Source organism: Ruminococcus sp. RTP21358st1_G6_RTP21358_211008 (genome assembly GCF_040908885.1).
In the GTDB taxonomy this organism is placed as follows: Bacteria; Bacillota; Clostridia; order Lachnospirales; family Lachnospiraceae; genus Blautia_A; species Blautia_A faecis.
On record NZ_JBDGDM010000012.1, the window covers coordinates 22,145 to 45,483 of the forward strand.

General features: G+C 40.4%; 37 protein-coding genes and 3 pseudogenes. 12 read left to right on the forward strand and 28 right to left on the reverse strand.

Going from position 1 to position 23,339, the window contains the following annotated elements; all coding sequences use genetic code 11:
* Positions 1 to 199 precede the first annotated feature (199 nt).
* The 14 genes from AB5Z12_RS06555 to AB5Z12_RS06620 form a co-directional block, all read right to left on the reverse strand.
* Positions 200 to 640, reverse strand: a complete 441-nt coding sequence (locus tag AB5Z12_RS06555; RefSeq protein WP_195379786.1) for a YopX family protein — start codon at positions 638 to 640, stop codon at positions 200 to 202.
* A complete protein-coding gene (locus tag AB5Z12_RS06560) occupies positions 637 to 906 on the reverse strand; it encodes a hypothetical protein (RefSeq protein WP_195379787.1) in 270 nt (89 codons plus the stop codon). Before AB5Z12_RS06560 ends, AB5Z12_RS06555 begins: the two co-directional genes overlap by 4 nt.
* Positions 907 to 940: 34 nt before the next feature.
* A complete protein-coding gene (locus tag AB5Z12_RS06565; protein WP_195379788.1) occupies positions 941 to 1,285 on the reverse strand; it encodes a DUF551 domain-containing protein in 345 nt (114 codons plus the stop codon).
* A 3-nt stretch (positions 1,286 to 1,288) separates the two neighbouring features.
* Complete coding sequence (locus AB5Z12_RS06570; RefSeq protein WP_195379789.1) at positions 1,289 to 1,684, reverse strand: hypothetical protein; 396 nt, start codon at positions 1,682 to 1,684, stop codon at positions 1,289 to 1,291.
* 93 nt (positions 1,685 to 1,777) lie between these two features.
* Positions 1,778 to 2,026: a hypothetical protein gene (locus AB5Z12_RS06575; protein WP_195379790.1), complete on the reverse strand. Its 249-nt coding sequence runs from the start codon at positions 2,024 to 2,026 to the stop codon at positions 1,778 to 1,780.
* Complete coding sequence (locus AB5Z12_RS06580) at positions 2,023 to 2,319, reverse strand: hypothetical protein (RefSeq protein ID WP_195379791.1); 297 nt, start codon at positions 2,317 to 2,319, stop codon at positions 2,023 to 2,025. The genes AB5Z12_RS06575 and AB5Z12_RS06580 overlap by 4 nt, the downstream gene beginning before the upstream one ends.
* A 3-nt stretch (positions 2,320 to 2,322) precedes the next feature.
* Positions 2,323 to 2,778 (reverse strand): hypothetical protein, encoded by a 456-nt coding sequence (locus AB5Z12_RS06585; RefSeq protein WP_368357014.1) that lies wholly within the window; start codon positions 2,776 to 2,778, stop codon positions 2,323 to 2,325.
* Positions 2,775 to 4,874 carry a ParB/RepB/Spo0J family partition protein gene (locus tag AB5Z12_RS06590; protein WP_368357015.1) on the reverse strand — a complete coding sequence of 700 codons (2,100 nt, stop codon included), beginning with the start codon at positions 4,872 to 4,874 and terminating at the stop codon, positions 2,775 to 2,777. The genes AB5Z12_RS06585 and AB5Z12_RS06590 overlap by 4 nt, the downstream gene beginning before the upstream one ends.
* Complete coding sequence (locus AB5Z12_RS06595) at positions 4,850 to 5,656, reverse strand: ParA family protein (protein WP_368357016.1); 807 nt, start codon at positions 5,654 to 5,656, stop codon at positions 4,850 to 4,852. Before AB5Z12_RS06595 ends, AB5Z12_RS06590 begins: the two co-directional genes overlap by 25 nt.
* An 18-nt stretch (positions 5,657 to 5,674) precedes the next feature.
* The gene (locus AB5Z12_RS06600; protein WP_195992118.1) at positions 5,675 to 5,899 is read right to left on the reverse strand and encodes a hypothetical protein; all 225 of its coding nucleotides are present in this window, start codon (positions 5,897 to 5,899) and stop codon (positions 5,675 to 5,677) included.
* Positions 5,889 to 6,314, reverse strand: a complete 426-nt coding sequence (locus AB5Z12_RS06605; protein ID WP_368357017.1) for a hypothetical protein — start codon at positions 6,312 to 6,314, stop codon at positions 5,889 to 5,891. The genes AB5Z12_RS06600 and AB5Z12_RS06605 overlap by 11 nt, the downstream gene beginning before the upstream one ends.
* A 19-nt stretch (positions 6,315 to 6,333) precedes the next feature.
* On the reverse strand, positions 6,334 to 7,095 hold the full coding sequence (locus tag AB5Z12_RS06610; protein ID WP_368357018.1) for a hypothetical protein: 762 nt from the start codon (positions 7,093 to 7,095) through the stop codon (positions 6,334 to 6,336).
* A 169-nt stretch (positions 7,096 to 7,264) separates the two neighbouring features.
* Positions 7,265 to 7,486, reverse strand: coding sequence for a hypothetical protein (locus AB5Z12_RS06615; RefSeq protein WP_204454221.1), 222 nt, complete (start codon positions 7,484 to 7,486; stop codon positions 7,265 to 7,267).
* 57 nt (positions 7,487 to 7,543) lie between these two features.
* The gene (locus AB5Z12_RS06620) at positions 7,544 to 7,876 is read right to left on the reverse strand and encodes a hypothetical protein (protein WP_204454223.1); all 333 of its coding nucleotides are present in this window, start codon (positions 7,874 to 7,876) and stop codon (positions 7,544 to 7,546) included.
* 136 nt (positions 7,877 to 8,012) lie between these two features.
* On the opposite strand from AB5Z12_RS06620, the gene AB5Z12_RS06625 reads away from it, so the two are divergent.
* A complete protein-coding gene (locus AB5Z12_RS06625) occupies positions 8,013 to 8,360 on the forward strand; it encodes a MarR family winged helix-turn-helix transcriptional regulator (protein ID WP_204454224.1) in 348 nt (115 codons plus the stop codon).
* Positions 8,361 to 8,637: 277 nt separating this feature from the next.
* Positions 8,638 to 9,003 carry a DUF2513 domain-containing protein gene (locus tag AB5Z12_RS06630; protein ID WP_187565576.1) on the forward strand — a complete coding sequence of 122 codons (366 nt, stop codon included), beginning with the start codon at positions 8,638 to 8,640 and terminating at the stop codon, positions 9,001 to 9,003.
* Here AB5Z12_RS06630 and AB5Z12_RS06635 read toward each other — a convergent pair.
* Complete coding sequence (locus AB5Z12_RS06635; RefSeq protein ID WP_187565577.1) at positions 8,981 to 9,172, reverse strand: hypothetical protein; 192 nt, start codon at positions 9,170 to 9,172, stop codon at positions 8,981 to 8,983. The two genes, AB5Z12_RS06630 and AB5Z12_RS06635, sit on opposite strands and share 23 nt — an antisense overlap.
* A gap of 167 nt (positions 9,173 to 9,339) precedes the next feature.
* Complete coding sequence (locus AB5Z12_RS06640; RefSeq protein WP_187565578.1) at positions 9,340 to 9,522, reverse strand: carboxypeptidase; 183 nt, start codon at positions 9,520 to 9,522, stop codon at positions 9,340 to 9,342.
* Positions 9,523 to 9,630: 108 nt separating this feature from the next.
* Between AB5Z12_RS06640 and AB5Z12_RS06645 the strand changes: the two genes are divergently transcribed.
* The gene (locus AB5Z12_RS06645) at positions 9,631 to 10,020 is read left to right on the forward strand and encodes a hypothetical protein (protein ID WP_187565579.1); all 390 of its coding nucleotides are present in this window, start codon (positions 9,631 to 9,633) and stop codon (positions 10,018 to 10,020) included.
* 129 nt (positions 10,021 to 10,149) lie between these two features.
* Here AB5Z12_RS06645 and AB5Z12_RS06650 read toward each other — a convergent pair whose 3' ends face one another.
* Positions 10,150 to 10,311, reverse strand: coding sequence for a hypothetical protein (locus tag AB5Z12_RS06650; RefSeq protein WP_173773637.1), 162 nt, complete (start codon positions 10,309 to 10,311; stop codon positions 10,150 to 10,152).
* A 109-nt stretch (positions 10,312 to 10,420) separates the two neighbouring features.
* On the opposite strand from AB5Z12_RS06650, the gene AB5Z12_RS06655 reads away from it, so the two are divergent.
* On the forward strand, positions 10,421 to 10,609 hold the full coding sequence (locus tag AB5Z12_RS06655; RefSeq protein ID WP_173773639.1) for a hypothetical protein: 189 nt from the start codon (positions 10,421 to 10,423) through the stop codon (positions 10,607 to 10,609).
* Positions 10,610 to 10,615: 6 nt separating this feature from the next.
* Here AB5Z12_RS06655 and AB5Z12_RS06660 read toward each other — a convergent pair whose 3' ends face one another.
* Entirely contained in the window at positions 10,616 to 10,783 is a 168-nt protein-coding gene (locus tag AB5Z12_RS06660) for a hypothetical protein (RefSeq protein ID WP_173773641.1), read from the reverse strand.
* Positions 10,767 to 11,048 carry a helix-turn-helix transcriptional regulator gene (locus AB5Z12_RS06665; RefSeq protein WP_279310194.1) on the reverse strand — a complete coding sequence of 94 codons (282 nt, stop codon included), beginning with the start codon at positions 11,046 to 11,048 and terminating at the stop codon, positions 10,767 to 10,769. The genes AB5Z12_RS06660 and AB5Z12_RS06665 overlap by 17 nt, the downstream gene beginning before the upstream one ends.
* Before the next feature lie 104 nt (positions 11,049 to 11,152).
* Between AB5Z12_RS06665 and AB5Z12_RS06670 the strand changes: the two genes are divergently transcribed.
* On the forward strand, positions 11,153 to 11,530 hold the full coding sequence (locus tag AB5Z12_RS06670) for a helix-turn-helix domain-containing protein (RefSeq protein ID WP_187565580.1): 378 nt from the start codon (positions 11,153 to 11,155) through the stop codon (positions 11,528 to 11,530).
* A 14-nt stretch (positions 11,531 to 11,544) separates the two neighbouring features.
* Here AB5Z12_RS06670 and AB5Z12_RS06675 read toward each other — a convergent pair whose 3' ends face one another.
* A complete protein-coding gene (locus tag AB5Z12_RS06675; RefSeq protein ID WP_255610567.1) occupies positions 11,545 to 11,670 on the reverse strand; it encodes a hypothetical protein in 126 nt (41 codons plus the stop codon).
* Positions 11,671 to 11,858: 188 nt separating this feature from the next.
* Positions 11,859 to 12,032 (reverse strand): helix-turn-helix transcriptional regulator, encoded by a 174-nt coding sequence (locus tag AB5Z12_RS06680; protein WP_255610571.1) that lies wholly within the window; start codon positions 12,030 to 12,032, stop codon positions 11,859 to 11,861.
* Positions 12,033 to 12,127: 95 nt separating this feature from the next.
* On the opposite strand from AB5Z12_RS06680, the gene AB5Z12_RS06685 reads away from it, so the two are divergent.
* The 4 genes from AB5Z12_RS06685 to AB5Z12_RS06700 all read left to right on the forward strand — a co-directional run bounded on the left by AB5Z12_RS06685 (position 12,128) and on the right by AB5Z12_RS06700 (position 15,051).
* Entirely contained in the window at positions 12,128 to 13,183 is a 1,056-nt protein-coding gene (locus tag AB5Z12_RS06685) for a hypothetical protein (RefSeq protein WP_368357019.1), read from the forward strand.
* Between the two features lie 38 nt (positions 13,184 to 13,221).
* On the forward strand, positions 13,222 to 13,458 hold the full coding sequence (locus tag AB5Z12_RS06690; protein WP_202017091.1) for a type II toxin-antitoxin system RelE/ParE family toxin: 237 nt from the start codon (positions 13,222 to 13,224) through the stop codon (positions 13,456 to 13,458).
* 5 nt (positions 13,459 to 13,463) lie between these two features.
* The gene (locus AB5Z12_RS06695) at positions 13,464 to 13,703 is read left to right on the forward strand and encodes a hypothetical protein (protein ID WP_173718585.1); all 240 of its coding nucleotides are present in this window, start codon (positions 13,464 to 13,466) and stop codon (positions 13,701 to 13,703) included.
* Between the two features lie 283 nt (positions 13,704 to 13,986).
* Complete coding sequence (locus AB5Z12_RS06700; RefSeq protein ID WP_368357020.1) at positions 13,987 to 15,051, forward strand: tyrosine-type recombinase/integrase; 1,065 nt, start codon at positions 13,987 to 13,989, stop codon at positions 15,049 to 15,051.
* Positions 15,052 to 15,260: 209 nt separating this feature from the next.
* Here AB5Z12_RS06700 and AB5Z12_RS06705 read toward each other — a convergent pair whose 3' ends face one another.
* Together AB5Z12_RS06705 and AB5Z12_RS06710 are read right to left on the reverse strand one after the other, a co-directional pair.
* Positions 15,261 to 16,271: a GGGtGRT protein gene (locus AB5Z12_RS06705; RefSeq protein WP_118581437.1), complete on the reverse strand. Its 1,011-nt coding sequence runs from the start codon at positions 16,269 to 16,271 to the stop codon at positions 15,261 to 15,263.
* A gap of 27 nt (positions 16,272 to 16,298) precedes the next feature.
* Positions 16,299 to 16,991 carry an iron-sulfur cluster assembly scaffold protein gene (locus tag AB5Z12_RS06710; protein WP_118581434.1) on the reverse strand — a complete coding sequence of 231 codons (693 nt, stop codon included), beginning with the start codon at positions 16,989 to 16,991 and terminating at the stop codon, positions 16,299 to 16,301.
* Between the two features lie 271 nt (positions 16,992 to 17,262).
* Here AB5Z12_RS06710 and AB5Z12_RS06715 point away from each other — a divergent pair, with 271 nt between their 5' ends.
* The gene (locus AB5Z12_RS06715; RefSeq protein ID WP_148462239.1) at positions 17,263 to 18,006 is read left to right on the forward strand and encodes a TraX family protein; all 744 of its coding nucleotides are present in this window, start codon (positions 17,263 to 17,265) and stop codon (positions 18,004 to 18,006) included.
* Between the two features lie 59 nt (positions 18,007 to 18,065).
* On the opposite strand, the gene AB5Z12_RS06720 is transcribed toward AB5Z12_RS06715, so the two are convergent.
* Entirely contained in the window at positions 18,066 to 18,227 is a 162-nt protein-coding gene (locus AB5Z12_RS06720; protein ID WP_306797080.1) for a DUF6783 domain-containing protein, read from the reverse strand.
* On the opposite strand from AB5Z12_RS06720, the pseudogene AB5Z12_RS06725 reads away from it, so the two are divergent.
* Positions 18,165 to 18,491 (forward strand): annotated as a pseudogene (locus AB5Z12_RS06725) (DUF6783 domain-containing protein); the annotation flags it as partial. The gene AB5Z12_RS06720 and the pseudogene AB5Z12_RS06725 sit on opposite strands and share 63 nt — an antisense overlap.
* Positions 18,492 to 18,990: 499 nt before the next feature.
* Here AB5Z12_RS06725 and AB5Z12_RS06730 read toward each other — a convergent pair.
* The 3 genes from AB5Z12_RS06730 to selD form a co-directional block, all read right to left on the reverse strand.
* Positions 18,991 to 21,051, reverse strand: a complete 2,061-nt coding sequence (locus tag AB5Z12_RS06730) for a DNA topoisomerase (protein ID WP_173735142.1) — start codon at positions 21,049 to 21,051, stop codon at positions 18,991 to 18,993.
* A 1-nt stretch (position 21,052) separates the two neighbouring features.
* On the reverse strand, positions 21,053 to 21,808 hold the full coding sequence (locus AB5Z12_RS06735) for a formate/nitrite transporter family protein (RefSeq protein WP_118581426.1): 756 nt from the start codon (positions 21,806 to 21,808) through the stop codon (positions 21,053 to 21,055).
* 88 nt (positions 21,809 to 21,896) lie between these two features.
* On the reverse strand, positions 21,897 to 23,045 hold the full coding sequence (selD, locus tag AB5Z12_RS06740) for a selenide, water dikinase SelD (RefSeq protein ID WP_243880023.1): 1,149 nt from the start codon (positions 23,043 to 23,045) through the stop codon (positions 21,897 to 21,899).
* A gap of 42 nt (positions 23,046 to 23,087) precedes the next feature.
* Here selD and AB5Z12_RS06745 point away from each other — a divergent pair.
* A pseudogene (locus AB5Z12_RS06745) lies at positions 23,088 to 23,207 on the forward strand (hypothetical protein); the annotation flags it as partial.
* On the opposite strand, the pseudogene AB5Z12_RS06750 reads toward AB5Z12_RS06745, so the two are convergent.
* A pseudogene (locus tag AB5Z12_RS06750) lies at positions 23,157 to 23,336 on the reverse strand (DUF6783 domain-containing protein); the annotation flags it as partial. The pseudogenes AB5Z12_RS06745 and AB5Z12_RS06750 overlap by 51 nt on opposite strands.
* Positions 23,337 to 23,339: the final 3 nt, after the last annotated feature.

The following is a 23,339-nucleotide window of genomic DNA, read 5'->3' on the forward strand; positions in this document are numbered from 1 at the left end:
CTTTCTTCACCTCTACTTATTGCTTATTTTCTCCATTCCTTGATTGCATCTATATCCGCAAGATTCATTACATTCACAGCAACACTGTTTCTTACAAATATCGGATAGCTCTTTATATTGCTCACTTCCCTCAATCATTTCTTGAAGCATCAGCTCTTTTGCGAAATCTCTTGCCTTGCATCCGAACGGAGTCGTGTATTCACAACTCCGTTCGGTATTTATCTTCCCTTTCATATCCCTCCTGTAACAACTCTGGATTGTCGAAAATGTTCCCTTTGACTTCAACACATTTTCTTTCATTGACATAGAAACCTAGATTACAATAACAACTTCCAAGTTCCTTGCCAAACAAATAACTATAATCTAATGTCCAATCTCCATTGCTCATATTTACAATTTCTGGATATTTTTCTTTGCGATCGCAGATATCGTTCTCCCAAATTTTGTTTCCGTTTTTGTCGGTCAGACCTGTGAACTGGCAGATGGTTTCTGGATTAATAGGCGGTGCGTATAAAACACCTGATTCAACTGGTTGTATTCGATATTCAAATAAGTTTGACCGTGAATGATCTATTACCAAACACCCCTCAATCCATTTACCGTCTTCAATTCGCTTTGCCTTAAAAAGTATTTCTCTCATTCGTTTTCACCATCCTCCACTTGTCCCGATTCTTCTAACCAATTTTCAACACATGGTAGGCAAATATAGCAACTGCACCAGCCTTGTCCTTCTACTATTACTTTTTGGTTTAACATTTTTTCGCCTTTAGGTATCTGTTTTTCACATACGCAGCATAAATGAGAAGCCCTTATTTTTACGATTTTTTCTGTCAGATTTGATTCCGAACCATCCATATCCCCTGCAAATATCTGGCTATCAATATACATTTCTTCTGGATATTTCAATCAACTCCATCTCCTTCCATTTATTACAAATTCCTTAATCTTCCTTATACGGTTTCGGAAGTGGCATCCAGGCATTGACATACAAATCATGTTCAACAAAACTCTCGTCTTCGTCACCAACTCTGAATGTTCCGCCGTCATCATCGTCAACTGTATATCTTCCAATCATTGGTAGTGAAAAGTTAAAAAACGATACCAGAATGTGTTTGTCCGGGTCTGGTAATCTCTCGTCTATCGGAATCCAGTTAGTAGATTTTAAACGCTTAATAGCTTTTTTCTGTTCCTCTTCTGTCTCGCAGTGTATTACAATATCATATGTATCATCGTATGCACTAAATGAACCGTCTTCATTCTGTACAAGTGTCATTCCGTCACTCATTCCTTACCCCTCCTTATACGGCTTTGGAAGTGGCATCCAGGCCATAATATCAATCCAATCATAACCGCCGTCGAGATAATATCCATTGGAATCAATGAAGCACGTATCTTGCCATGTTGTTTCTCCGTTAGTAACCAATATTTCTTGTCCGTCATCTGGCATTTTGCAGTCAAGCATATATTGTATGTCTTTTGAAAGGAATTCTTCTGCACGTTCTTTTTCTGATATCTGATGATATTTTACCGGAATCCACCCATTTTCTTTCTCATCCTCTTCCAGATCATCCAGAAGACTATTTACGATATCCAGCGAACTTCCCGGCAATCCTTCCTTGTACATCGTCTGTTTCTGCAGTTCCTGTTTATACTGCAGCAATCTTTCTTTTATCCTACTTACCATCTTGCTTACCTCACTTTGTTCTGAGAAACCGAATCATAATTATAATTTCTTTCTTATGTGCGTCTAATTCGTTTATTTTGTTTTTATACTCTTTCACAGTATCACCTCTGCATCTGATGGCATTTTAAAGATTTTGATCTTTTCTGGATGCCGAGCTGCAACCTGTATGGCACAGAGAACACGAACAGCCTTTGGCTCTGTGCTATATTCTCCCAGGATAGTTCCTTTCTTTTTGTCTTTGGTGTGTGCCAGTATCTGATATGAGCCGGTTGGTGTGAGAACTGTAGTCACTTCTTTTTCAGTCATATCTATCAGCTGATTTCTCAGTGTTCTAATCTTCATTTCCGTATTTTTCTCCTTTCAGCCAATATTCGTGTTGTATTAACAAGATTCTCCGTATTCCGTTCATATTCTATCATTTCTTTCCGGACAGCTTTAATCAACGCAAGTAGTACTTTTTTAATTTCAGCAGTCCCTATGCGTGTACAATACTCTTTCGCATTCTGATCTATAGCCTTGATCTTTATATATTCCGATTGTCTTATCATTGACTTGATGATTCTCTTCTTCATCTGTTCTGGCGGTTTCTTCCCATACATTTTTTTATATTTCTTTTTCAGTATCCTTAGCTTCATCTTTTACACCTTTTCTCTGTTAAGCCCCAGTTCTTCATAAATGTTATAATTGGCCAGATCTTCAAACTCTACTTCAATATCCATATCTCTTTTTGCATATTCATAAGCTTTCGCCACTCCTATGCGATTCACATACTCCATTGCTGATTTCCAATTATCCAGGAATTTTTTATTTGCTTTCGTGAATCCCCATGAAAACTTTATCGCGTAAATAGAGATGATTATATTTGTGATCGTTATATAGTCTTCTGCCCGTTCCAGTTTCTCCTGAGCTTCACGGATGCAGGCGTCCGTTGCCTGCTCCGTTATTTCATCCTCTCTCGCTTTCAGATAATTCTGCAGAATCATTGACTGCTGCCCTGTCAGTCCTGCAACCTGGCCAAGCTGCATCTTAAAGTTCAATGGGAGTCTGCATTTTTCCTGTTCTCTGGCCTTACGTCTCATTTCTTCCCTGTTCATTTGCTTTCCCTCTGTACTTCCTTTAAGAATTCAACCAATTCGCTTTCACTATTTGGGAATTTATTGTATCTTCCATGCTGTGTCCATTTAGGTATTCCTGATTTTCTTTCCGGTTCAGGTCCTCCGATCAAATGCATGTAATATGATTCTGTATTATCTGATACCCACTGGCTATGAACAGTATCCCGATCATATTCTTCTGCAATAAGTCTTGCGCCATTTGCAAAATCATATTTGTAGTACCTGACGCCAATATGTTCATCTGTATACCAAAGTCCCCAAGCTTTATAATTTCTCAGCCATTCTTTCCTCTGATCATTATTTCTCATCACCGGAAGTGGCAACTGCTCCATGACGTTCTTTCCGTCATCTTTATTTTCATCGTCCAGACAATCTCTCACCAGATTCTTGATTATTCTGAGTCCACCGGCAATGAGCTGATATTTCAATATCGTTCTTCCCGGAATTCCCTGATCAGCCACTGAAAGATAGTTTTTCAACTCTTCTTCGGCATCTTGCAGAATATCATCCATTGCAATCATTGATGGAACCGGAATATCTTTAAGCTCCGGTGGCCAAGCTTCTGGTATCAGTTCTATTATCTGCTGCTTTTCATCCACTATTTTCTTGTTTTCCGCTGCGTTTTCGCAGCGTTCGCAGTTGTCCGAATCGGACATATCTGATTCTTCAATAACAGGATCTTCCGGTACTATCCGTTTTTGATATTCTGCTGCCATGCGTTCTCTCGATACGTAGCAGACTTTTTCGCCCTGTTCATCGCAAAATACGAAATCATCTTCTTTCGGTCTTTGCACTGCTGCAAACTCCGTTCCCATTACTCTGAAACGCCTTGTATTACCTGTTCCCATGCCTTTATATGCATTTTCCAGGAATACATTTATTATCCTTGCTATGTCCGGCAGAAATACTTCGTTTGCATCATAGTATGGACATTCTTTTTGTGGTTCTGGCATAGGTGCAAGCTTCACCGCTTTTTGTTTCTTTCCATACTTCTCTATCAGTGTTTCAGCCAACTGCTGCCATGTAATCAACTTTTCATCCCCACTACCAGGATTAAACAGGATTCCATTTGATTTTCCCTGATAATTCAAATATCCATTTCTGATCCGCACATCATTGTATATAATGCTGAGCATATAAATGGACATGTTCTTATCCCGCCTTTGGATTCGTTCTGTTGTTGATTTCTTTAAGCTTTCAAAGAATCGTTCGATCTGAATGTCAACATCAATTACCGTTCCATCTTCCGGCGGTCTTCTTCGTCCAATTGCTTCATCAAGTGTCAGCTGTCCAGGAACCTGACGTCCTACTTCCTGTTTTTCTTTCAAAGCTTTAACCTCTGGTAGCGTAATTGTTTCATTCTTTTTGTACAACCCCAGAGCCTCATCCTGGTGTTTCTCATCTAGATCTGTCAGTTCCCTTGCCACAGATATATTGATGTTTCCATTTTGAAACTCTTGCATAAACTCCTGACTTAATTTTTTCTGGATTGCATGATATCTTTCTAACTGTGTCCCCGATGTTCCAAGAGTTGCCTGTACCATGCTTCTGGTTGTCCCCTGCAGGTCAACCAGATCGCGAAGCTCCTTAATTACCTCTTCTGTGATAAGCGCCTCCTGCATTTTCTCCCAGTCACTTTTTTCACGGAACCGGTTCGCCTGGATGATTCCCAGCTTATTGATCAGCTGTTCCACTTTTCCATCTTTATCTTCTGGGAATTTCTCTGTATTCAGATTTACTTTTGTATATTTACAGTTAATCTTCCGAAACTCTTCATGCCCTTCTTCCACAAGCATCCTGCAGCACATTGTACGGCAATGTCCGGATATAATCCTGTCTTTACCATCCACATCCTCGATGAGCACGTCCTGCATTACCCCGAATAGAAGAATCGAATTCTTTAATCCCTGCAGTTTCTCCGGATCTGTGGAATAGAAATTATCTTTCGACGGCTCCAGTTCAAACACATCCCGATACACTGTATCACTGATATTCTCAGTCTCCGTTGGCTTTTTACGATTATTTACCATGTCGGCCAGATTGAATGCCATCAGGCTTCCCTCCCTTCCGTCCATTTATCCATCATAACTCCTGCTGCCACCAGATACTCTTTCACCAGGCATTCATAATCTTTTGCGGCTAAAGAGCGCGCGGAATACAAAGGGATAGGTTTTCTTGCATAAGTACTCTCTGATACTTTTCTGGAATATCTTATCTTCGTCTTAAGCATTGGATACCCTGCTGCCTCTATCATTTCTGTTCCCTGCGCCTGCGCAAGGTTGTTTTTGTCATATTTTGTGATAAAGACCCAGTAATTTTTCAATTCTGGGTTCAGTTCCTCTTTTGTATAACCAATCTGATCCACCAGTTCCGGAAGTCCTTCCGTTGTGTTATCATCAATTTCTACCGGAATCAAAACATCATCACAGGCTGTCAGAGCATTGATCGTTGATACGTTGATATCCGGTGCATTGTCAATTATGCAGAAATCATACTGATCAGCCACACATGCCAATGCATTTTTTATCCTATACTGCTGCGGTCGTGTCTGATCGAACATTACTTCCTGGTTAGCCATCAAAAGACGCATATTTGCTGGCAATACATCCATGTTATGGAATTCCGTATGTCTGATCAGTTTTTTCATCCAGTCTTCCGGGTGTCTTGCGGTCATGATCCGGTCTATTCCTTCTCCATCCTGTGTTCTGCAGTTCAATCCTCTTGATGCATCTCCCTGCTTATCGTTATCTACGATAAGCACTTTATTCCCCTGGCTTGCCAGAATATAGGCAACACTATTGGTAGTAACGGTCTTGGCCACGCCACCCTTTAAATTAATCACTGCAATTGTTCTCATACTCTTCCTCTTTTCTTTTTATTTTTTCTTATGTACTCTATTTCTCAGTTTTCTGTCTGCTCTTTCCATCCAATCAGGCTTCCCACCTTCCGGTTCATTATCAAAATAGATTTCTCCATCATCATCTCTGTAATAGTGAAAATGCATACCTGCTTTTGTTATTGTTCCAAGATATGTCATTGCCCTTGGATCCTGTTCTGTGCGCAGACTCCATCCTTTTCCCCACAATTCTTTAGTTTCCACGTTTTATCATCTCCTCCTGGAGCCATTGCGAATATGAATGTACTCCGGCAAACGAAGAAACTTTCAGTTTCAACCGGTTAATTACTTCATACACCTTTTTCCATTCATCTGCATTTTTGATATCTTTTCCCTTTGTATCTTTAAAGGCATCTGCTGCCAGATCTGAGATTCTCAATACTCTGGAGGTCACGAAGGTGTCTTTCGTGTGTACACAGATCTCGCAGGAAGAATGAAATCTTGCCAGTGCCTCCGCAAGTGCCTGCAGATTGCACTGATGATATGTGCTTACTCCATCTCCAAATCCTTCCCTGGTTAAAAGCTGTCCATGATGCATAATTTCAATCACATACCCATATTTTCTCTGTATACATGCCTGGCACTGTTTGTCCGTCTCCAGGTAAATGTCAACCTTCATGGTTCTAATCCTCTCCTCTTTAAATTCGCCTGTCCAGCTTGATCATGGTGTACCTACGGTATTTATATCCAGTTACAGGGTTGATTCCTTCAAAGGATTCTGCTATGTAATAACCTTTTTTCATTTTTATGTCTTTTGGCCAGCGCACCATTTTCTTTTTCTTAGGATCTGGAAGCGGCATATTTCTTGAATGACTGTAACTTGCTTCTTTAATTTTTGGTTTTGCAAGGGTTCCATCCTGTTTTACTTCTCTGGTTTTTTCATCCTTAGTGAGGTATGCGGCCAACCTTCCAAAATCTTCCTCCGGGCATTTGCTCTTTTTTATTCTTGTTATGTAAACTCCACCATGTGGCCACGCCCTTTCAATTAAGCTGGCTGTAGTTCCAATATCATTTATAATAAAATGAATGTGCCAGGCTCCTTTTGTCCCTCTTTCGATATTGCGGATCCAGTAAAGTTTCTTTCCCGCCTTCTCATATATTTTTTTTATTTTCCCCATTGCATCTCGGAAATGTTTTTGAGCTGTTTGTATATCTGGAGGGCGATTTTCTGGTTTATATGTGTATGTGGCCCATATATCACCAGGAGAAAAATATTCCATTGCCAGAAGTCTTACCTTTTTAATTTTGTTCCAATGATTTATCCTGTATATATCTTCTGGTGTTAACTTTCTCTTTGGCTGTCTTTTCTTTCCGGGCGCTCCATACTTTCCGTCATGGTTCTCTTCCACATACAATATATCCTCATCCCGTAAATGCCAGGTTTTTCGCAGTGTTCCCATACCATTTGCCTCATAACTTTAATATCTTTATCGAGTACTAAACAGGGGAATTTCACCCCTGATTTTTCATGTATTCTTGACTTTTTAGTGGCCCAATGATATTATGTAATTGGTTGATTACATATGGACCTGAGTCGATGCACCCCTTGCATCGGCTCTTTTCTTTAGTTTACATAACTTTCTTTTTTCTGATCTGTTCCAGCTCTTTTTCAACATCTTTTCCGCTGTATTCTGCCAGAAGCTTTCCAGAAATGTTATATGTCCACTTGGTGGACATCTTAACTGCTATCCCAATCGGCAGTTTGTTCTGCTGCATTGCCACACGTATAAACTGTGGAGATGTGTTGAGAATTGCAGCAGCTTCAACTGGCAATATTTTTCCTGTATTCATTTTTCCTCCTTTCCTTTTACGCACGCTCAAACACCTGCATTCTTTTGTTGACTTACTCTAAGTTTCATTCAGTGTCTTCCCCCTGTTCTTTGGAGCAGGGGTAATTTCTATCATGCCAAGTGCTTCCAGACTTTTATAGCTGGCTACAATTTGCATCTGAGCTATTCGCATATTTCCCAAGATCTTATCCATTTCAAATCCATCTACCTCAAATTTCTTTTCAATACTCCCATCTGCTGAATATTTGAATTTAATTTCTGTCAGAGTACTAAGCTGCCCTGCAAGATCTATTATTTTATTTTTCTTTTCTTCAATGTTCTCTAACGTTTTCTCTATTTCTCTGACATCTTTGCTTTCTCCTGCATTGATTCTAAATCCAAATAATTTCATTTCTTTCTCACCTCGCTTTCTGTCGATATACCTCGACTTCTTTCCTTTGTTTTATATTGACTTTTCTTGTAACTTTTCCTATCCTTGTCTTACAGGGCACTTCCAGGCCCAAGTACGTAAAAAGGAAATATACAAATTGCAAAATTTAAGTCGTGAACAAATTGCTATTTTGAATTATCTCGCACAAAATTCCTGTATAACCACCTCTGAGGCTTTTCAGATTTTTTCAGATACTTCTGATTACTCTCTCAAGCAGTTGATGCAACACGGTTATATCTGCTCATCTCCACTTCCCCCTGATAATTCCGGATGGTATTTTCTTACTCCTAAAGGAAAAACTTTTATCAATGACCATATTTTTTCCTTAAAGGAAAAAGAAGTCGAGATAAAGCAGCTGCGCAAAGATGCTCTGTTTTCGAAAGTTTTATCCGTTCTTGCATTAATCGTTAGTATTGTTTCAGTAGTCATCCAAATATTACGTTAGTCACTAACACTGCTACGCTTATTACAATTGCTACCAATGAAATAATTATTGATTGGTGGCAATTGTTTCTTATTTTGTCCATTTCATGGTCTTCCTTTTTGATTTTTCCACCAATGCAATCACGCCGATTTCCATTTTCATCGAAATGCACTCTTTCCATCCTCTCACCTCGTTTCATTGTTACTTTTCCAATTACATTGACTTTTTATTTCTTTTCTCCTATTCTTTATGTACAGGGCACTGCCATGCCCTAATACATAGAAGGGAGATTTCGTATATGAAACTCAACGTTAATTGTATCCGCGATATTCTTTTGACTGTTGAAGAAGAATGCGACTTTGAAACACCTTGGGAATATCAGGAAGATTCCCCTCCTCCAAAGTTTTTAGCTGATTACACTCATAAAGAAATCGTGTATCATATTAATCAGGCTCAAAAATCTGATCTCATTTGTGGTGTTGAATATTTTGAGTGTGGATCCGATATCTATATCAGTGATCTAACGCCTAAAGGTCATGAGTTCCTTTCCAACATCCGTAATGATACGGTGTGGAAAAAGGTGCTTTCCAAAGCTTCTGGTGCATCATTGCCAATTATTCTCGAAGTTGCAAAAGAAGCTGCTAAGAAGTATTTTCTTGGTTAACCGGAAATTGAACCAGTATCTTTATTGAGAGTTCTGCTCTTCCTGCAAATGCAGAACTCTCAATTTTATATTCTTTTACATGATGCAGTTCTTTTCCGTCCAGAAACATACGGCTCCTGCCCTTCTCGTTTTCCTTAAACTGTAATATCATTGGTTTTTTTGCTTCCATCTTCTCACCTCGCTTTCTGTCGATATATCTCGACTTCTTTCCTTTGTTTTATATTGCCTTTTCTTGTAACTTTTTCTATCCTTGTCTTACAGGGCACTGCCATGCCCCAGTATTATGAAAGGAGTTCTTTATATGACAAAGGAAACTTCTCACCGCCCTTTTTCATCTTACTTATTTATGCAGGGATCCTTTTCAGCTAGTAGTTCACCCTCCACGCTCCAATACTGTACAACCTGTCTGGATAGATCATCCAGTGTTCCTTTCCCTCTATTACTTTTTGTTTCAATTACTTGTATAACTCTTGCACTGTCAGTGCCATTTGGTCTGACAGCGTTTTTTTGATCAGTCATGTCTTCTTCCCCCCCTCTTTCTTGTATTGACTTTTCTTCCCTACTCTCCTATTCTTTAAACACAGGGCACCGCCATGCCTGAGTACACAGAAAGGAGACAAACAGCCAATGAACAAATTAGCAGTAAAGTTGACTGCAGCCGTTGGGAAGTTTGAAACAAATTATAAAGAAACTCTCAACGAAGCAAATCTTGATCAAAATACAATTAATACGCTTTATGATCTTGGTGCAGATATCAAGCACCTCATGGATGAAATTTATCAGATGCAAATAAGCATCAATATGCAAAATCTTTTACTGAATTTGCTATTCAGCAGGATGTTTTCAGCAAGTATGAAGATCCAACCAAAACAGCAGAAGAAATTGCAAAGTTTTTCAATACTCTCGTTGCTAAACTTGGCGAGGATGAGTAATAGTTTCTCCTGCCCTGGCGGCCACAAGCTCCGCCAGGGCACTCATCATTTCCGGAACTTTTTCATCTCTAATGGATTTGTCTGAAATTTGAAGTTTCTTCTGGATCCATTTGCAAGTCTAGATTATTGTTTCATCCAACTCTTCATTTCTTTTATCTACATCCATCTTCTCACCTCGCTTTCCGTTTCGTTTGAATACAGTATAGTTGCTTCTTTATCCAGCTTTCTTTCCATCATCTTTTATGCTCATGACCGCTTCCAGCATCATCCCGAATACAGTTCGCTGACTTCCTTCATCCAAATAAGGAGCCATTTTAATAATGTTGTCTAAAGGATTATCTGTCATGTTGATTTCTGGGATTGTTTTAATTTTCATTCTCTCACCTCGTTTTCTGTCGATATATCTCAACATTTTTCTTTTCTATGGTAATTTATTTCCTATTGTGGTAAACTCTTTCTACATCTTTATAGAAAGGAGGTTTCCTATGTTACATGTAGAAGATTGTGTTCGGGAAGTTGCCAACACTTTTTCTTTTGAAAAAGTCTCTGACCTCTCAAAAGAAGACTTTATAAAGCTACTTTCCCAATCCATTGAAAAAGTTATCTGTTCTTCGGATTTCACTAACCAGGTCGAAAGTGATCTGTCCATGAATCAGCGCCGTCGTCGCAGATAGCTCCACTTATTTACTTTTCTTAAGGGCTATGTACATCAATGCGGCAAGCACTGTGTTAATTACATAGCTCTTTGTAATTTTTGAACGTAATTTCGCAATCTCCGCTTCTCTTTTCTGATCTTCAAGTGTTTCAAGTTTCTGAAACACAATATCCAATTCATCCAAATTTCTCATTTTCCCTGCTCCTTTCTATTTCTGTACTACTTTCCAACAGATACTCCATTGTTACATCAAGTATTTTGGCTAACCTCTGCAATTTTCTACTTGGAATATCTCGCACTTCATTAATCCAGTTGTAATAAGTCTTATGAGATACTCCAATTTTCATAGCCAACTGTCCTTGGGTAATTTTTCTCTTTATTCTTTCTTTTTCTATATTTGCTAACGTTTGACTTCTCACCTCGCTTTCATTGTTCCTTACATAGACATAATAGTTCATTAAATAGGCTTTGTCAATATTTATTTGTCTATTTAATGAACTTTTTTGTTGACTTTGCAATCCCAGGGTGCTATATTGGATTCATAAGAAAGGAGGATTTAGTAATGACGCAAGGCGAACGCGTAAAAAAAGTTCGGAAAACCCGTCAACTTACGCTTGAAAAATTCGGTGAAAAAATAGGTTTGAAAAAGAACACTATGAGTGCTATCGAAACTGGTCGTAATAGTTTAACTGAGGCTAATATAAAATCTATTTGTCGTGAATTTGAAGTAAATGAAATTTGGCTTCGAACCGGTGAAGGCGGAGACGATAACATGTTCACGAAAGTGAATGAAGAAGATCGATTCTCTATTAATCTTGGAAAACTTAGCAGGACTGAGAACCAGATGGCAAGAAATATGTTAAACGCTATCGCAGAAGCTGATCCGGAAAAGCTAAAACATATTGAAGAATTTATGAAGGCTTGCCTGGGAATAGAATAAGAAAAGAGCCAACCTCAATGGTCGGCCCCTATCATGGTAATTATTATTAAGTAGATCCGCCTCAGAACGGATTCTTCTTTAATCAAGTTTACCAACTCAATTATTTTGCCCTTGTACTCTTCTTTATCATTCTTCATCATATGTATGCCCCCCGTTCTCGTTTATTCGAACGTTTGTTTGTTTTTAATATACACCATTTATATTTGAAGCGCAATATATTTCACAAACATTTGTTCGTTTAGCATTATCTTTTATACTTATTATACGATAAACAGAGGGCAATATTTAGCACCGAAACGCAATTGTCCAGTATGCTGGACACTTTTTACTATTTGTACGGTGAGTCGTATAGATCAGAGATCCTTACTTTCAAAACTCTGGCTATCTTTTCCAGATTATCCAGCGTAGGTGAGTATTTCTCAATCATAATATTATTGAGAGTAGATTTCGTAATTCCTGTCATCTGCGACAGCTGCCGTACAGATACATTTTTCTCATACATAATTTGAGTTAATAATATCTTCATAAGATTATTATTTACACAAAAATTATGTTTGATACTATTACTATCTTGGTAATATACGGAAGGGGGATTTTATGAAAAAGAAATTAATACTATCTTGCATTGTCGGTTTTCTTCTATGCTTATTGTCAGTAATTCCAATTTATGCTTCAGAATGTTCGCATGTCTGGGAAACAGTTTATAGAATTGAGCCTGATTGTCTTTCCAAAGGATCAGAAATGAAAATTTGCCAAAAATGTCGCAAAATTGAAACCATTAGTCTCCCAGTTTCTGATCATCCTTGGGGAGAATGGCAAATTACAACTGCTCCAAACTGTACATATACTGGCATTAAGACCCGCACTTGTACTTTTTGTTACAAAACTCAACAAGAAGATGTTCCAACCAACGGAATTCATTCCTGGTCTGATTGGAAAACTGCTACTAATATATGTACAGAAGAAAAAAAAGCCTATAGATCCTGTTCATATTGTCATACTCAAGAAACTACCATCATCCCAGCTTCTAATCATGTATGGGGAGAATGGTACATTGATAAAAAGCCGACTATATTTAAAACTGGTGTGCGTATGCGTTATTGCATAAATTGTCTCACTGAAGATAAGATAATTATTCCAAAGCAAAAAATGACCATTGCGCAAAAACAGGTGAAAAAGAGTGTAGATCGTTTTTTCAAATATGCGAAGCAATATAATACAAGTAAACTAACAAAATGTTTTACCAAACCTTCGAGTGTTAAATTATTCATTGAAAATAGCTACATGCCTCAATATTATAAGAAATATAACAAACGTATTTCTTACAAACTAAAATCAATAAAAGTCAGCGGAAAGAATGCCACTGTGAAGCTTAGTTACAAATATCCAAACAGATATAACGTATTCAAAGCAGCATTTGAAAACTCAGTTTATTACCAGTTGAAAAATCCGAACATTTCTGAATCTCAACTTTTAAAGTATATGTACGAACGCATTTGTGTACATAGTAAAGCAGGAATAGATTACAGCTACGGAAATCTTACCTTAAAATTAAAGAAGTCTGGATCAGCTTGGAAAATAACTTCTTTCAACAGCAAAATAGACAATTTACTACACAGTAACTATACAAAAGCATATAACGATTATTTTTAATAGCAATTTATAGCTACAACATTATTGGAGGTGTTTATTTGGAAATCCAGTATTCTAAGCAAGCGCTCAAATTTCTAAAGAAACAAGATGTCCCTACACGAAAGAGAATCATAAATGCTATCAATCTTCTTCCTGCTGGTGATGTCAAAGCATTACAGGGCAGAAATGATTACCGGCTTCGTGTTGGAGATTATCGTATTATTTTTGATATAAATGGAAATATTTTATTAATTGAAGCTATCGGAAACCGTGGACAGATTTATAAAGGAGTGTGATTACTATGACAGCAACAAAGGAACGTATCATCGGTGCTGTATCCCTTATGAACGATAAAGAAGCCGAATTCTTCTGGAAGATGATCCAGAGCCGCTACATCATTGCTCCCAAGACCTGGGATGATATTGAGGAAGTAGAGCCAGATGAAATTGATCTAATGCTATTGGACGAAATCCGCAAGAATCCTGAGTGTCACGAATTTGTTTCTCAGGAAGAACTGATGAAGGAACTTGAAATGAACTAATTTGTAAGAAAAAATTGCAGATACTTTACTTTTATAGTAATATACTTGTGAGAGAACCATATTGATTATGGTTGAAAGGCACTCATACAAGTATATTGCATGGGTGTCTTTTACTTTATATAAAAAATCGCCCCGGTGTTACCAGCACCAGAGCGATCTGTTGAATAATTTGCAGTATAAAGAAAACTGCTATAATCATTCCATAGCAAGATTATTATAGCACTTTTCTTTACACCTGCAAAGGTGTATTTTTTATACTCTTTTTTAGAAGAAAGGTGATGTTATGAAACTTCCAAATGGGTTCGGTTCTGTATATAAACTATCCGGCAGGCGCCGGCGGCCATGGGTAGCAGCCAAAACCTTCGGATGGGAATTTGATGAGAAAGGACAAAAGGTAAAGCAGAAGCAACAGGCAATCGGATATTATGCTACCAGACAGGAAGCAATGACTGCTCTTGTACAATACAATGAAAATCCTTATGATCTGAATTTTAATAAGACAACTTTTTCGGAAGTATACGAAAAATGGTCTGAAGAATATTTCCCTACACTCAGCAATGCTTCCAGCATACGTACAATCACTGCTGCCTACAAGTACTGTACTCCTCTTTATGATATGCGAATAAAAGATGTCCGAGTCGAACATCTTGAAGGAACCATTCATAGTGCAAACGTAGGATCCAGCACTAAGGGACGAATGAAGAGTCTGTTTAACCTTATGTATAAATGGGCTATGAAGCATGAACTTGTGGATAAAAACTATGCAGCCTTATGTGATGGTGTTAAAAGAGAACGTCCTACTATCGTCCGCATTCCTTTTTCTGAACAGGAAATTACAGCCCTTTTGGAACATCCGGAAATACCATTCGCAGATATGGTCCTGATCGGAATTTATTCCGGATGGCGTCCCCAAGAGCTGGCAGTTCTAAAAGTTGCAGATGTGGACCTAGATAATATGACATACACTGGTGGACTAAAAACAGATGCCGGCCGTAACCGTCTGGTTCCAATTCATCCACTTGTTGCAGATCTGGTGCGTAAGAATTACGAGCAAGCAGTCAGTATGAGAAGTAAATATCTTTTCAATGATCCGGACGGTCAGCAGGGCACTTATCTTACATACGACAAATATCGTGGACGTTTCAAGAAGGTTATGGCACGACTGGGAATGGATCACAAGCCCCACGACACCAGACACACTTTTATTACAAAAGCCAAAGAAGCAAATATGAATGAATATATTCTGAAAATGATCGTCGGACATGAAATTGCAGATATCACAGAAAAGATATATACTCACCGTACTGTGGAAGATCTGAAAAGAGAAATGGAAAAGATAACAAAATGATTGGCGGCAGGCATTGTCCTGCTGCTTTTTTCGTGGTAGGTTTGTTAGTTACTTGTCAGTTACGCCTGTCAGTTACCTGTTAGTTATTTGTTAGTTACCGCCATTTTTTCATGTATTTTCATGCTGTTTTGCAAAAATTCCCGGTAGTAACAAAAGTGCCGTAAACCCTGGAGTTTACGGCACTTTCAATGCTTTTACAATTTATATAATTAGAACTTACCAGCCTTAGCAGCTTCCTCTACAGAAACAGCTACAGCAACAGTAGCACCAACCATCGGGTTGTTACCCATTCCGATAAGACCCATCATCTCAACGTGAGCCGGTACGGAAGAGGATCCAGCGAACTGTGCATCAGAGTGCATACGTCCCATAGTATCTGTCATACCGTAGGAAGCAGGACCTGCTGCCATGTTGTCTGGGTGAAGAGTACGTCCTGTACCACCGCCGGAAGCAACGGAGAAGTATTTTTTACCCTGCTCGATACATTCTTTCTTGTATGTACCTGCAACCGGATGCTGGAAACGAGTCGGGTTAGTGGAGTTACCAGTGATGGAAACACCAACGTTCTCGTGATGCATGATAGCAACACCTTCCTGAACATCATCTGCACCGTAGCATTTTACAGTAGCACGAAGTCCGTTTGAATATGGCTTCTCATAGATTACGTTTAATTTAGCTTCTTTGTAATCGTATTTTGTCTCAACAAATGTGAATCCGTTGATACGGGAAATGATCTGGGCAGCATCTTTTCCAAGTCCGTTCAGGATAACACGTAATGGTTTCTGACGTACTTTGTTTGCTTTCTCAGCGATACCGATAGCACCCTCAGCAGCTGCGAAAGACTCATGTCCTGCTAAGAAACAGAAGCACTCTGTCTCTTCCTCAAGGAGCATTTTACCAAGATTTCCATGTCCAAGACCTACTTTTCTGTGGTCAGCAACAGATCCAGGAATACAGAAAGCCTGAAGTCCTTCTCCGATAGCTGCAGCAGCGTCAGCAGCTCTCTTGCAGCCTTTCTTGATCGCGATTGCAGCACCTACTGTGTAAGCCCATGCAGCATTCTCAAAGCAGATCGGCTGAATTTTCTTAACCTGGTCATATACATCAAGACCAGCGTCTTTTGTGATTTTCTCAGCTTCTTCGATAGAGCTGATTCCATAGCTATTTAATACAGAATTGATCTGAGCAATTCTTCTCTCATATCCTTCAAATAATGCCATTTCTGTTCGTCTCCTTTCGCTTGTGGCTTACTCTTTTCTTGGGTCAATAATCTTAACAGCATCAGCTACACGGCCATACTGACCTTTTGCCTTCTCCCATGCAGTGTTAGGATCATCACCTTTTTTGATAAAGTCAGTCATTTTTCCAAGAGAAACGAACTGATATCCGATTACTTCGTTGTCTTCGTCAAGAGCAATACCTGTTACATAGCCCTCTGCCATTTCCAGGTAACGAACTCCTTTTTCCTTGGTAGCGTACATTGTACCAACCTGGGAACGAAGGCCTTTACCAAGGTCCTCAAGACCTGCACCAACAGCAAGACCGTCATCAGAGAAAGCACTCTGAGTACGTCCGTAAACGATCTGAAGGAACAGTTCTCTCATTGCTGTATTGATTGCATCACAGACAAGGTCTGTATTTAATGCTTCAAGAATTGTCTTACCCTGAAGAACCTCTGCTGCCATAGCTGCAGAATGTGTCATACCGGAGCATCCGATTGTCTCAATAAGGGCTTCCTCGATTACACCATTCTTAACATTTAAGGACAGTTTACAGGCACCCTGCTGAGGAGCACACCAGCCTACACCATGTGTAAAACCAGAGATATCTTCAATTTTCTTTGCATGGACCCACTGGCCTTCTTCCGGGATCGGAGCTGGCTCATGTTTTGCACCCTTAGCTACTGGGCACATGTTTTCAACTTCAGTAGTGTAAATCATTTTAAGACTCCTTTCAGTGTTGATTACTTAATCGTTGTTAAAGACCTAACAACCTAGTGTTATTTTCTCACAAAATTCTTCATTCGTCTAGTCATATTTTGCAAAATTTACGAAAAAATTGTCGGTACCATTTATTGGACTTGTCTTGTAGAAATTTTATTTTCATGATAAACTACATAAGAACATTCCGATCACAGCTGCTGCCCGGAACTTTCATAGCCAAAAGTATCCAGCAATACTCTATATTCAGAACAGGAGGACTTACATAGATATGTCATTGCAAACTTCAACTTCTTTTATGCCCGAAAAACTGAGAATCCTAAGCGGAAGTGCCCTGAAGATGCTGGCTATGGCGATTATGCTGATCGACCATACCGCTTCTTTCCTTCTGCGTCACTACCCGCCAGCCATAGCGCCCTGGTTTCAAATAGGCAGCACCACTTATTCCCTATACCGGGTAATGCGTGACGTGGGGCGTGCAGCTTTCCCTATTTTCTGTTTCCTGCTTGTGGAAGGGTTTCTTCACACCCACAACCGCTTTAAATACGGAAGAAATCTTCTGATTTTCGCCTGTATTTCTGAAATTCCATGGAATTTTGCACAAAATGGCACTCTGCTGTATCCAGATAAGCAGAACGTTTTTTTCACCTTATTTCTGGGATATCTTGCATTCTGCCTGGTCGAACGCTTTGAAAAAAATGCTTCCATGCAGCTTTTCTGCATGTTGTTGCTTCTTGCAGTCTCCTATTTTCTCAAAGCAGATTACGGATATAAAGGCTTTGTATTTCTCCTGATCATGTACTGGCTGCATCAGCACAAATCTGCACAGGCAGTTATTGGAAGCTGCTGGCTGATCTATGAATGGAAGGCTTGCTTTGCTTTTATTCCTTTGAATATGTACAATGAAAAACGGGGATTTATTCAGGGGAAATGGGTAAAATACCTCTTCTATGCTTTTTATCCGGTACATATTGCTATACTGACCGTAATCCGCAAGATGTGGTTTGGAATTTAGAACAGCTATGATATAAAAATCATTTATGGACATGTCCAGAAAAAACGGCTTGACAGAATTCATTTTCTGCCAAGCCATTTTATTATACTAGAGCCTGTTTGAAAAATCATTCCCGCAATCTGCACGCCCCACTTTGCGGGAGATTTCACCCGAATTCGGTTGCCGTAGCCCGCTACGGCGCCCTCATCCGGGCGAAATCTCCCACAAATTGTGACGCACATCTTGCAGAAAGCCTTTTTCAAACACGCTCTAGTCTAATTCTTTGTTACAATCTCGTCTTTATTCTTATAAATGCTGTTTGCCGGAACGCATCCACGTACTGGAGAAAGCGGATAAATGTTAGTGTTTCTTCCAATCACAGTTCCCGGATTCAGAACCGAACCACAGCCAACTTCTACATGATCTGCCAGCATGGCACCAAACTTCTTAAGTCCTGTCTCAATCTTCTCCTCGCCGTCTTTTACAACAACCAATTTCTTGTCTGACTTTACATTGGAGCAGATGGAACCTGCACCCATATGGGATTTGTAACCCAGTACAGCGTCTCCTACATAATTGTAATGGGGAACCTGCACATTGTTAAAAAGGACTACATTCTTAAGCTCTGTGGAGTTTCCCACTACACAGCCCTCTCCTACAAGAGCTTTGCCGCGGATAAATGCACAGTGGCGCACTTCTGTATTCTTGCCGATGATGGCTGGTCCGTTAATGCAGGCGGTAGGTGCAACCTTGGCAGATTTCGCAATCCAGATATCCCCCTCCAGATAGTCATATTCATCTGGATCCAATGTTTTTCCCAATTTCACAATGAAATCACCAATCTCCGGAAGAACTTCCCACGGATAGGTTTTCCCCTGGAAAAGCTCTCCTGCGATGGTCTGGGTCATATCCAGCATGTTTGCGATGGTAAAATCTTTTAACATAATACATCCTCCTCATATAAATCTAATTTAATGAATGATTTCCTTTATTCCCCAATCTGTATCAGAGCGTGTTCTGCCTTTTTTTCATAGCAGTTTCCCGCTCCGGCTTCTTATAAAACTGCGCAGCTGCATCAAAAAACTGCCTCAGCGCATACTGAAAATGACTGTCCTCCACCTGTTTGGTACGAATCCTTACAAAGTGCTCCAGCTTATCCATATATTCCTGCTCTGTAATAGATCCCTCTGCTACATAGGTAAGTCCCTTCTCCCAGCTGGCAGTCAGTTCCGGGTTCAGAAGCTGACGGATAGAACAGTTTACCACATCATAAATCATTTCCCCCTGAAGGGTAGGTGTGATCACCTGGGTTTTCTTATTCAGAGACAGATATCTGATATTAAACAGCTTCTTCAAAATCTCTGCTCTGGTGGCGCTGGTACCAATTCCGCTTCCCTTGATCTGTGAACGAAGATCCTCATCCTCGATCAGCTGGCCTGCATTCTCCATTGCCAGGATCATAGAACCGGAATTGTATCGTTTCGGTGGAGATGTCTCTCCTTCCTTGATACCAAGACCATTTATGTTTAGTATATCACCCTTTTTCAGTTTCTGCAATGCAGCTAACAAAGCTTCGTCGCAGGAAACCTCACCTTCTCCTTCACTTTCGGGAGTTTTTCCGGAAGCTTCTGCCATACTCTTTTTTGCAAAAGAATTTGCAGCAATCTTCAGATACCCTTCACTAAGCAAAACTTTAAAAGAAGAAAAGAAAGATTCATTCTCCATTTTCGTCACAAGGCTTACCTTCTGATAAACAGCCGGTGGATAAAAAATGCTTAAAAATCGTCTCACAATCGTCTCATACACCCGCTGTGCCGTCAGAGAAAGTCCCTTTAGTGCGCCAAGTCCCTGGCCAGTAGGAATAATAGCATAATGGTCTGTAATCTGTTTGTCATTGGTGTAACGTGTCTTCGCGATATTTTTGTATACGCCAAGCTCTAACGCACCTTGCGCAGCTTCCCCGGCCTGAGGATAATTCCGAAGCCCGGAAATATTCTTATAAATCTCCTTTGCCACAGCTGTCGATAAAACTCTGGCATCTGTTCTGGGATATGTGACCAGTTTCTTTTCATAAAGATCCTGCACAATTGAAAGAGTCTCATCCGGACTGATCTTGAACAGTTTGGAACAGACATTCTGAAGCTCTGCCAGATTAAACAGAAGAGGCGGATTCTTATTTTCCTTCTTTCGCTCAATCTTCTCCACCGTACATATAAGAGGCTGCTGTGTACTTAATTCACAGATCAGCTTCTGGGCATCTTCTTTTTTCTTAAAACCATTTTCTTTATATAAAACAGGGGACTGGAAATAGCGGCTGCCTTCTACAGCTCTCCACTCTCCTTCAAAGCTTTCTCCTTCAAGAGCAATGCTGCTCACAACTCTGTAAAAAGGTGTTTTCACAAATGCGCGGATTTCCCGCTCGCGGCGAACTACCATCCCAAGGACACAGGTCATAACCCGTCCAACGGAAATTGCCTGGTATTTGCCTCCAAGATAATTGGTTACGCTGTTTCCATAACGCAAAGTCAGTACACGTGAGAAATTAATTCCCATCAGATAATCTTCTTTTGCCCGAAGATAGGCGGCTGCGGCAAGGTTATCATATTCTGAGATGTCCTTTGCCTCACGGATTCCCCGAAGAATCTCTTCTTCAGTCTGGGAGTCGATCCACACACGCTTCTGCGTCCTGTCCTTCACTCCCGCCATCTGTGCTACCAGGCGGTAAATATATTCACCTTCACGCCCAGAGTCGGTACACACATAAATGGTATCAATATCAGGTCTGTTTAAAAGCCCTTTCACGATCTGAAACTGTTTTTCCACGCCAGGTATCACTTCGTATTTAAAATCATGCGGCAAAAAAGGCAGGGTATCTAAACTCCACCTTTTGTATTTCATATCATATTTCTCAGGATAGCTCATGGTGACCAGATGTCCCACACACCAGGTCACCACGCAGGTATCAGACTCGATATAGCCATCCCGTCTTTGTCCGCCAGATTTTAAAGCTTTCGCAAATTCCTGAGCCACGCTGGGCTTCTCTGCTATGTATAAAGCTTTTGACATATTATTTATCTGCGCTCATCTTTCTTAATGGCCATGCCAGTAAAAGAGCACCTCCCACCATATTTCCAATGGTTACGATCAGCATACTCTTCAGCATGAGACCAACGGAAAGGCCATCTACCAGACCAAGGCTTACTACAAAAATTCCCATGTTTGCAATGCAGTGCTCAAATCCGCTGAAAACGAATGCAGAGATACACATTACGATCATAAGGAATTTACCGGTTTCACTTTTCAGCTTAATTCCGCAGAGTACACCAAGACATACGAAGAAGTTACACAAAATTGCACGCATGAACATCTGTCCCATAGGGATCGTCAGCTTGTTGTTAATAAAGCCTGCGAAATAATCTGCTGAGCCGGATGCACCTGCTCCTACAAAAAGAAGTGCCATAATTGCACATCCAACGAAATTGCCAAGGTAGCTTACCAGCCATACCTTGCCTGCATCCCCCCAGGATACACTCTTGTCGAAGGCGCCGAATGCCATTACCATGTTATTACCGGTAAACAGCTCGCCGCCAACCAGGCTGATCAGAAGAACAGCAATGGAGAACACTACAGCTCCAAGAAACTTGCCCCAGGCAGGATCTGATCCTGAAAATACACTTCCTATAACATTGCTGTAAATAACTGCCACATCAATAAAGAAACCAGCCATTACAGCCCGAAGAAAGTACTTCAGGAAATTGCCGTTCAGCAGCCCGATTTTGTTTTTGGCTGCGTTTGAAAGTTTTTGCACATCTTCATAGTTCATAAAAAACACCTCCGTATTGTTTTTTACAATTATAACACTTTGATGTATTTTTCACAATAGAAGTTGATAATTTTTTATCAATTAGGAACTATTTCACAAAAACGAGATGTTTCTTTTGTAAATTAATTACCCGTCCAATCACAGCACAGGGAAGCGACAGAGAAGACAGTCGACTAATTGCCTTGCCCGCATCCTGAGAATCTATACTCAGGAGAAGCCCTCCGGAAGTCTGCGGGTCAAATACTATATCCTCACGGGCAGCAAGCTCTGCTTCATTTATGATGGTTTCACTTCTGCCTGTTTCATTTTCCGCAGCTTCACACCTGGTCTTTTCCAGCCAGAAATTCTCACTGCTTTCCCCACTGTGATTCTTCCATGAAAACTCGCACTCTCCCCCTGCAAATTCCCGATTGCGGTATGCACCTGCAGGAATAAATCCCATAGAAGCATAGTCAAGTGCTCCTTTCATAATCGGCAGGGAACCAAGAGAAATACAAAGGGTCTTCCCACTTCCCTTCGCCATTTCCAGGGCATGTCCGGCAAGACCAAAACCTGTTACATCCGTGCAGGCATGAATCTGCAGATCTGCCACTTTATCTCTGGCATACCTGTTCAAAGTCGCCATCACAGAAGCTGCATAGGCAGTCTCTTCCTCAGATGCCATCTCTCCTTTCACTGCAGTAGAAAGAATTCCGGTTCCAAGAGGCTTGGTAAGGATCAGAACATCTCCGGTCTCTGCTCCAATATTTTTCCACATTGAGGCAGGATTTACAAATCCGGTAACGCACAAGCCATATTTCGGCTCATCGTCCTGAATCGTGTGTCCTCCCGCAAGAGAAGCACCAGCCTCCATTACCTTGTCTGCACCTCCCCGCAGAATCTCGCCCAGAATCTCCGGATCAAGACAATTAGGAAAGGCTGCAATATTCAATGCCAGCTTAGGCTCTCCACCCATAGCATACACATCACTTAACGCATTTGCCGCTGCGATCTGTCCGAAAGTATAAGGATCGTCCACGATCGGTGTAAAAAAATCCACAGTCTGGATCATGGCCAGATCATCAGATATGCGATATACAGCAGCATCGTCGGAAGATTCCGTTCCGACCAGTAAATTCGAATCATAAAACTTCGGCAGCTTACCCAGAACCTGGGCAAGGGTCCCCGGACCTACTTTCGCCGCTCAGCCAGATGTATGAGAATACTGGGTAAGGCGGATTCGCTCTCTGTCACTCATGGACTCACCTCCTGTCATTTCTAACGTGCTATCTATTTTAACATGAATCTTCCCTATCGTAAACGGTCAGTTTTTTATTTTAGTTGTTTATCTGTTACTATTTTTGAAGAAGGCTTTTGCAGGATGTACGTCACAATTTGTGGGAGATTTCGCCTGGATGAAGGCGCCGTAACGGGCTACGACAGTCGAATTCGAGTGAAATATACCACAAAGTAGGGCGTGCAGATTGTCAACTATCCAAAAAGGGAGAATGCCGCCACATCCGGCAGCATTCTCCCTGCATTTATTCACTCT

Coding starts and splice junctions, on each gene's coding strand:
- AB5Z12_RS06635 (WP_187565577.1), bottom strand. CDS start 9,172: ATGGAAGCAAAAAAACCAATGATATTACAGTTTAAGGAAAACGAGAAG.
- AB5Z12_RS06735 (WP_118581426.1), bottom strand. CDS start 21,808: ATGAACTATGAAGATGTGCAAAAACTTTCAAACGCAGCCAAAAACAAA.
- AB5Z12_RS06700 (WP_368357020.1), top strand. CDS start 13,987: ATGAAACTTCCAAATGGGTTCGGTTCTGTATATAAACTATCCGGCAGG.
- AB5Z12_RS06710 (WP_118581434.1), bottom strand. CDS start 16,991: ATGATTTACACTACTGAAGTTGAAAACATGTGCCCAGTAGCTAAGGGT.
- AB5Z12_RS06720 (WP_306797080.1), bottom strand. CDS start 18,227: ATGTGCGTCACAATTTGTGGGAGATTTCGCCCGGATGAGGGCGCCGTA.
- AB5Z12_RS06590 (WP_368357015.1), bottom strand. CDS start 4,874: ATGGACGGAAGGGAGGGAAGCCTGATGGCATTCAATCTGGCCGACATG.
- AB5Z12_RS06605 (WP_368357017.1), bottom strand. CDS start 6,314: ATGAAGGTTGACATTTACCTGGAGACGGACAAACAGTGCCAGGCATGT.
- AB5Z12_RS06640 (WP_187565578.1), bottom strand. CDS start 9,522: ATGACTGATCAAAAAAACGCTGTCAGACCAAATGGCACTGACAGTGCA.
- AB5Z12_RS06620 (WP_204454223.1), bottom strand. CDS start 7,876: ATGAAATTATTTGGATTTAGAATCAATGCAGGAGAAAGCAAAGATGTC.
- AB5Z12_RS06575 (WP_195379790.1), bottom strand. CDS start 2,026: ATGAAGATTAGAACACTGAGAAATCAGCTGATAGATATGACTGAAAAA.
- AB5Z12_RS06570 (WP_195379789.1), bottom strand. CDS start 1,684: ATGGTAAGTAGGATAAAAGAAAGATTGCTGCAGTATAAACAGGAACTG.
- AB5Z12_RS06715 (WP_148462239.1), top strand. CDS start 17,263: ATGTCATTGCAAACTTCAACTTCTTTTATGCCCGAAAAACTGAGAATC.
- AB5Z12_RS06660 (WP_173773641.1), bottom strand. CDS start 10,783: ATGAGAAATTTGGATGAATTGGATATTGTGTTTCAGAAACTTGAAACA.
- AB5Z12_RS06615 (WP_204454221.1), bottom strand. CDS start 7,486: ATGAATACAGGAAAAATATTGCCAGTTGAAGCTGCTGCAATTCTCAAC.
- AB5Z12_RS06705 (WP_118581437.1), bottom strand. CDS start 16,271: ATGGCATTATTTGAAGGATATGAGAGAAGAATTGCTCAGATCAATTCT.
- AB5Z12_RS06680 (WP_255610571.1), bottom strand. CDS start 12,032: ATGTATGAGAAAAATGTATCTGTACGGCAGCTGTCGCAGATGACAGGA.
- AB5Z12_RS06650 (WP_173773637.1), bottom strand. CDS start 10,311: ATGAAAATTAAAACAATCCCAGAAATCAACATGACAGATAATCCTTTA.
- AB5Z12_RS06585 (WP_368357014.1), bottom strand. CDS start 2,778: ATGAACAGGGAAGAAATGAGACGTAAGGCCAGAGAACAGGAAAAATGC.
- AB5Z12_RS06670 (WP_187565580.1), top strand. CDS start 11,153: ATGACGCAAGGCGAACGCGTAAAAAAAGTTCGGAAAACCCGTCAACTT.
- AB5Z12_RS06695 (WP_173718585.1), top strand. CDS start 13,464: ATGACAGCAACAAAGGAACGTATCATCGGTGCTGTATCCCTTATGAAC.
- AB5Z12_RS06630 (WP_187565576.1), top strand. CDS start 8,638: ATGAAACTCAACGTTAATTGTATCCGCGATATTCTTTTGACTGTTGAA.
- AB5Z12_RS06610 (WP_368357018.1), bottom strand. CDS start 7,095: ATGGGAACACTGCGAAAAACCTGGCATTTACGGGATGAGGATATATTG.
- AB5Z12_RS06675 (WP_255610567.1), bottom strand. CDS start 11,670: ATGATGAAGAATGATAAAGAAGAGTACAAGGGCAAAATAATTGAGTTG.
- AB5Z12_RS06730 (WP_173735142.1), bottom strand. CDS start 21,051: ATGTCAAAAGCTTTATACATAGCAGAGAAGCCCAGCGTGGCTCAGGAA.
- AB5Z12_RS06555 (WP_195379786.1), bottom strand. CDS start 640: ATGAGAGAAATACTTTTTAAGGCAAAGCGAATTGAAGACGGTAAATGG.
- AB5Z12_RS06645 (WP_187565579.1), top strand. CDS start 9,631: ATGAACAAATTAGCAGTAAAGTTGACTGCAGCCGTTGGGAAGTTTGAA.
- AB5Z12_RS06665 (WP_279310194.1), bottom strand. CDS start 11,048: ATGAACTATTATGTCTATGTAAGGAACAATGAAAGCGAGGTGAGAAGT.
- AB5Z12_RS06580 (WP_195379791.1), bottom strand. CDS start 2,319: ATGAAGCTAAGGATACTGAAAAAGAAATATAAAAAAATGTATGGGAAG.
- AB5Z12_RS06655 (WP_173773639.1), top strand. CDS start 10,421: ATGTTACATGTAGAAGATTGTGTTCGGGAAGTTGCCAACACTTTTTCT.
- AB5Z12_RS06595 (WP_368357016.1), bottom strand. CDS start 5,656: ATGAGAACAATTGCAGTGATTAATTTAAAGGGTGGCGTGGCCAAGACC.
- AB5Z12_RS06565 (WP_195379788.1), bottom strand. CDS start 1,285: ATGAGTGACGGAATGACACTTGTACAGAATGAAGACGGTTCATTTAGT.
- AB5Z12_RS06685 (WP_368357019.1), top strand. CDS start 12,128: ATGAAAAAGAAATTAATACTATCTTGCATTGTCGGTTTTCTTCTATGC.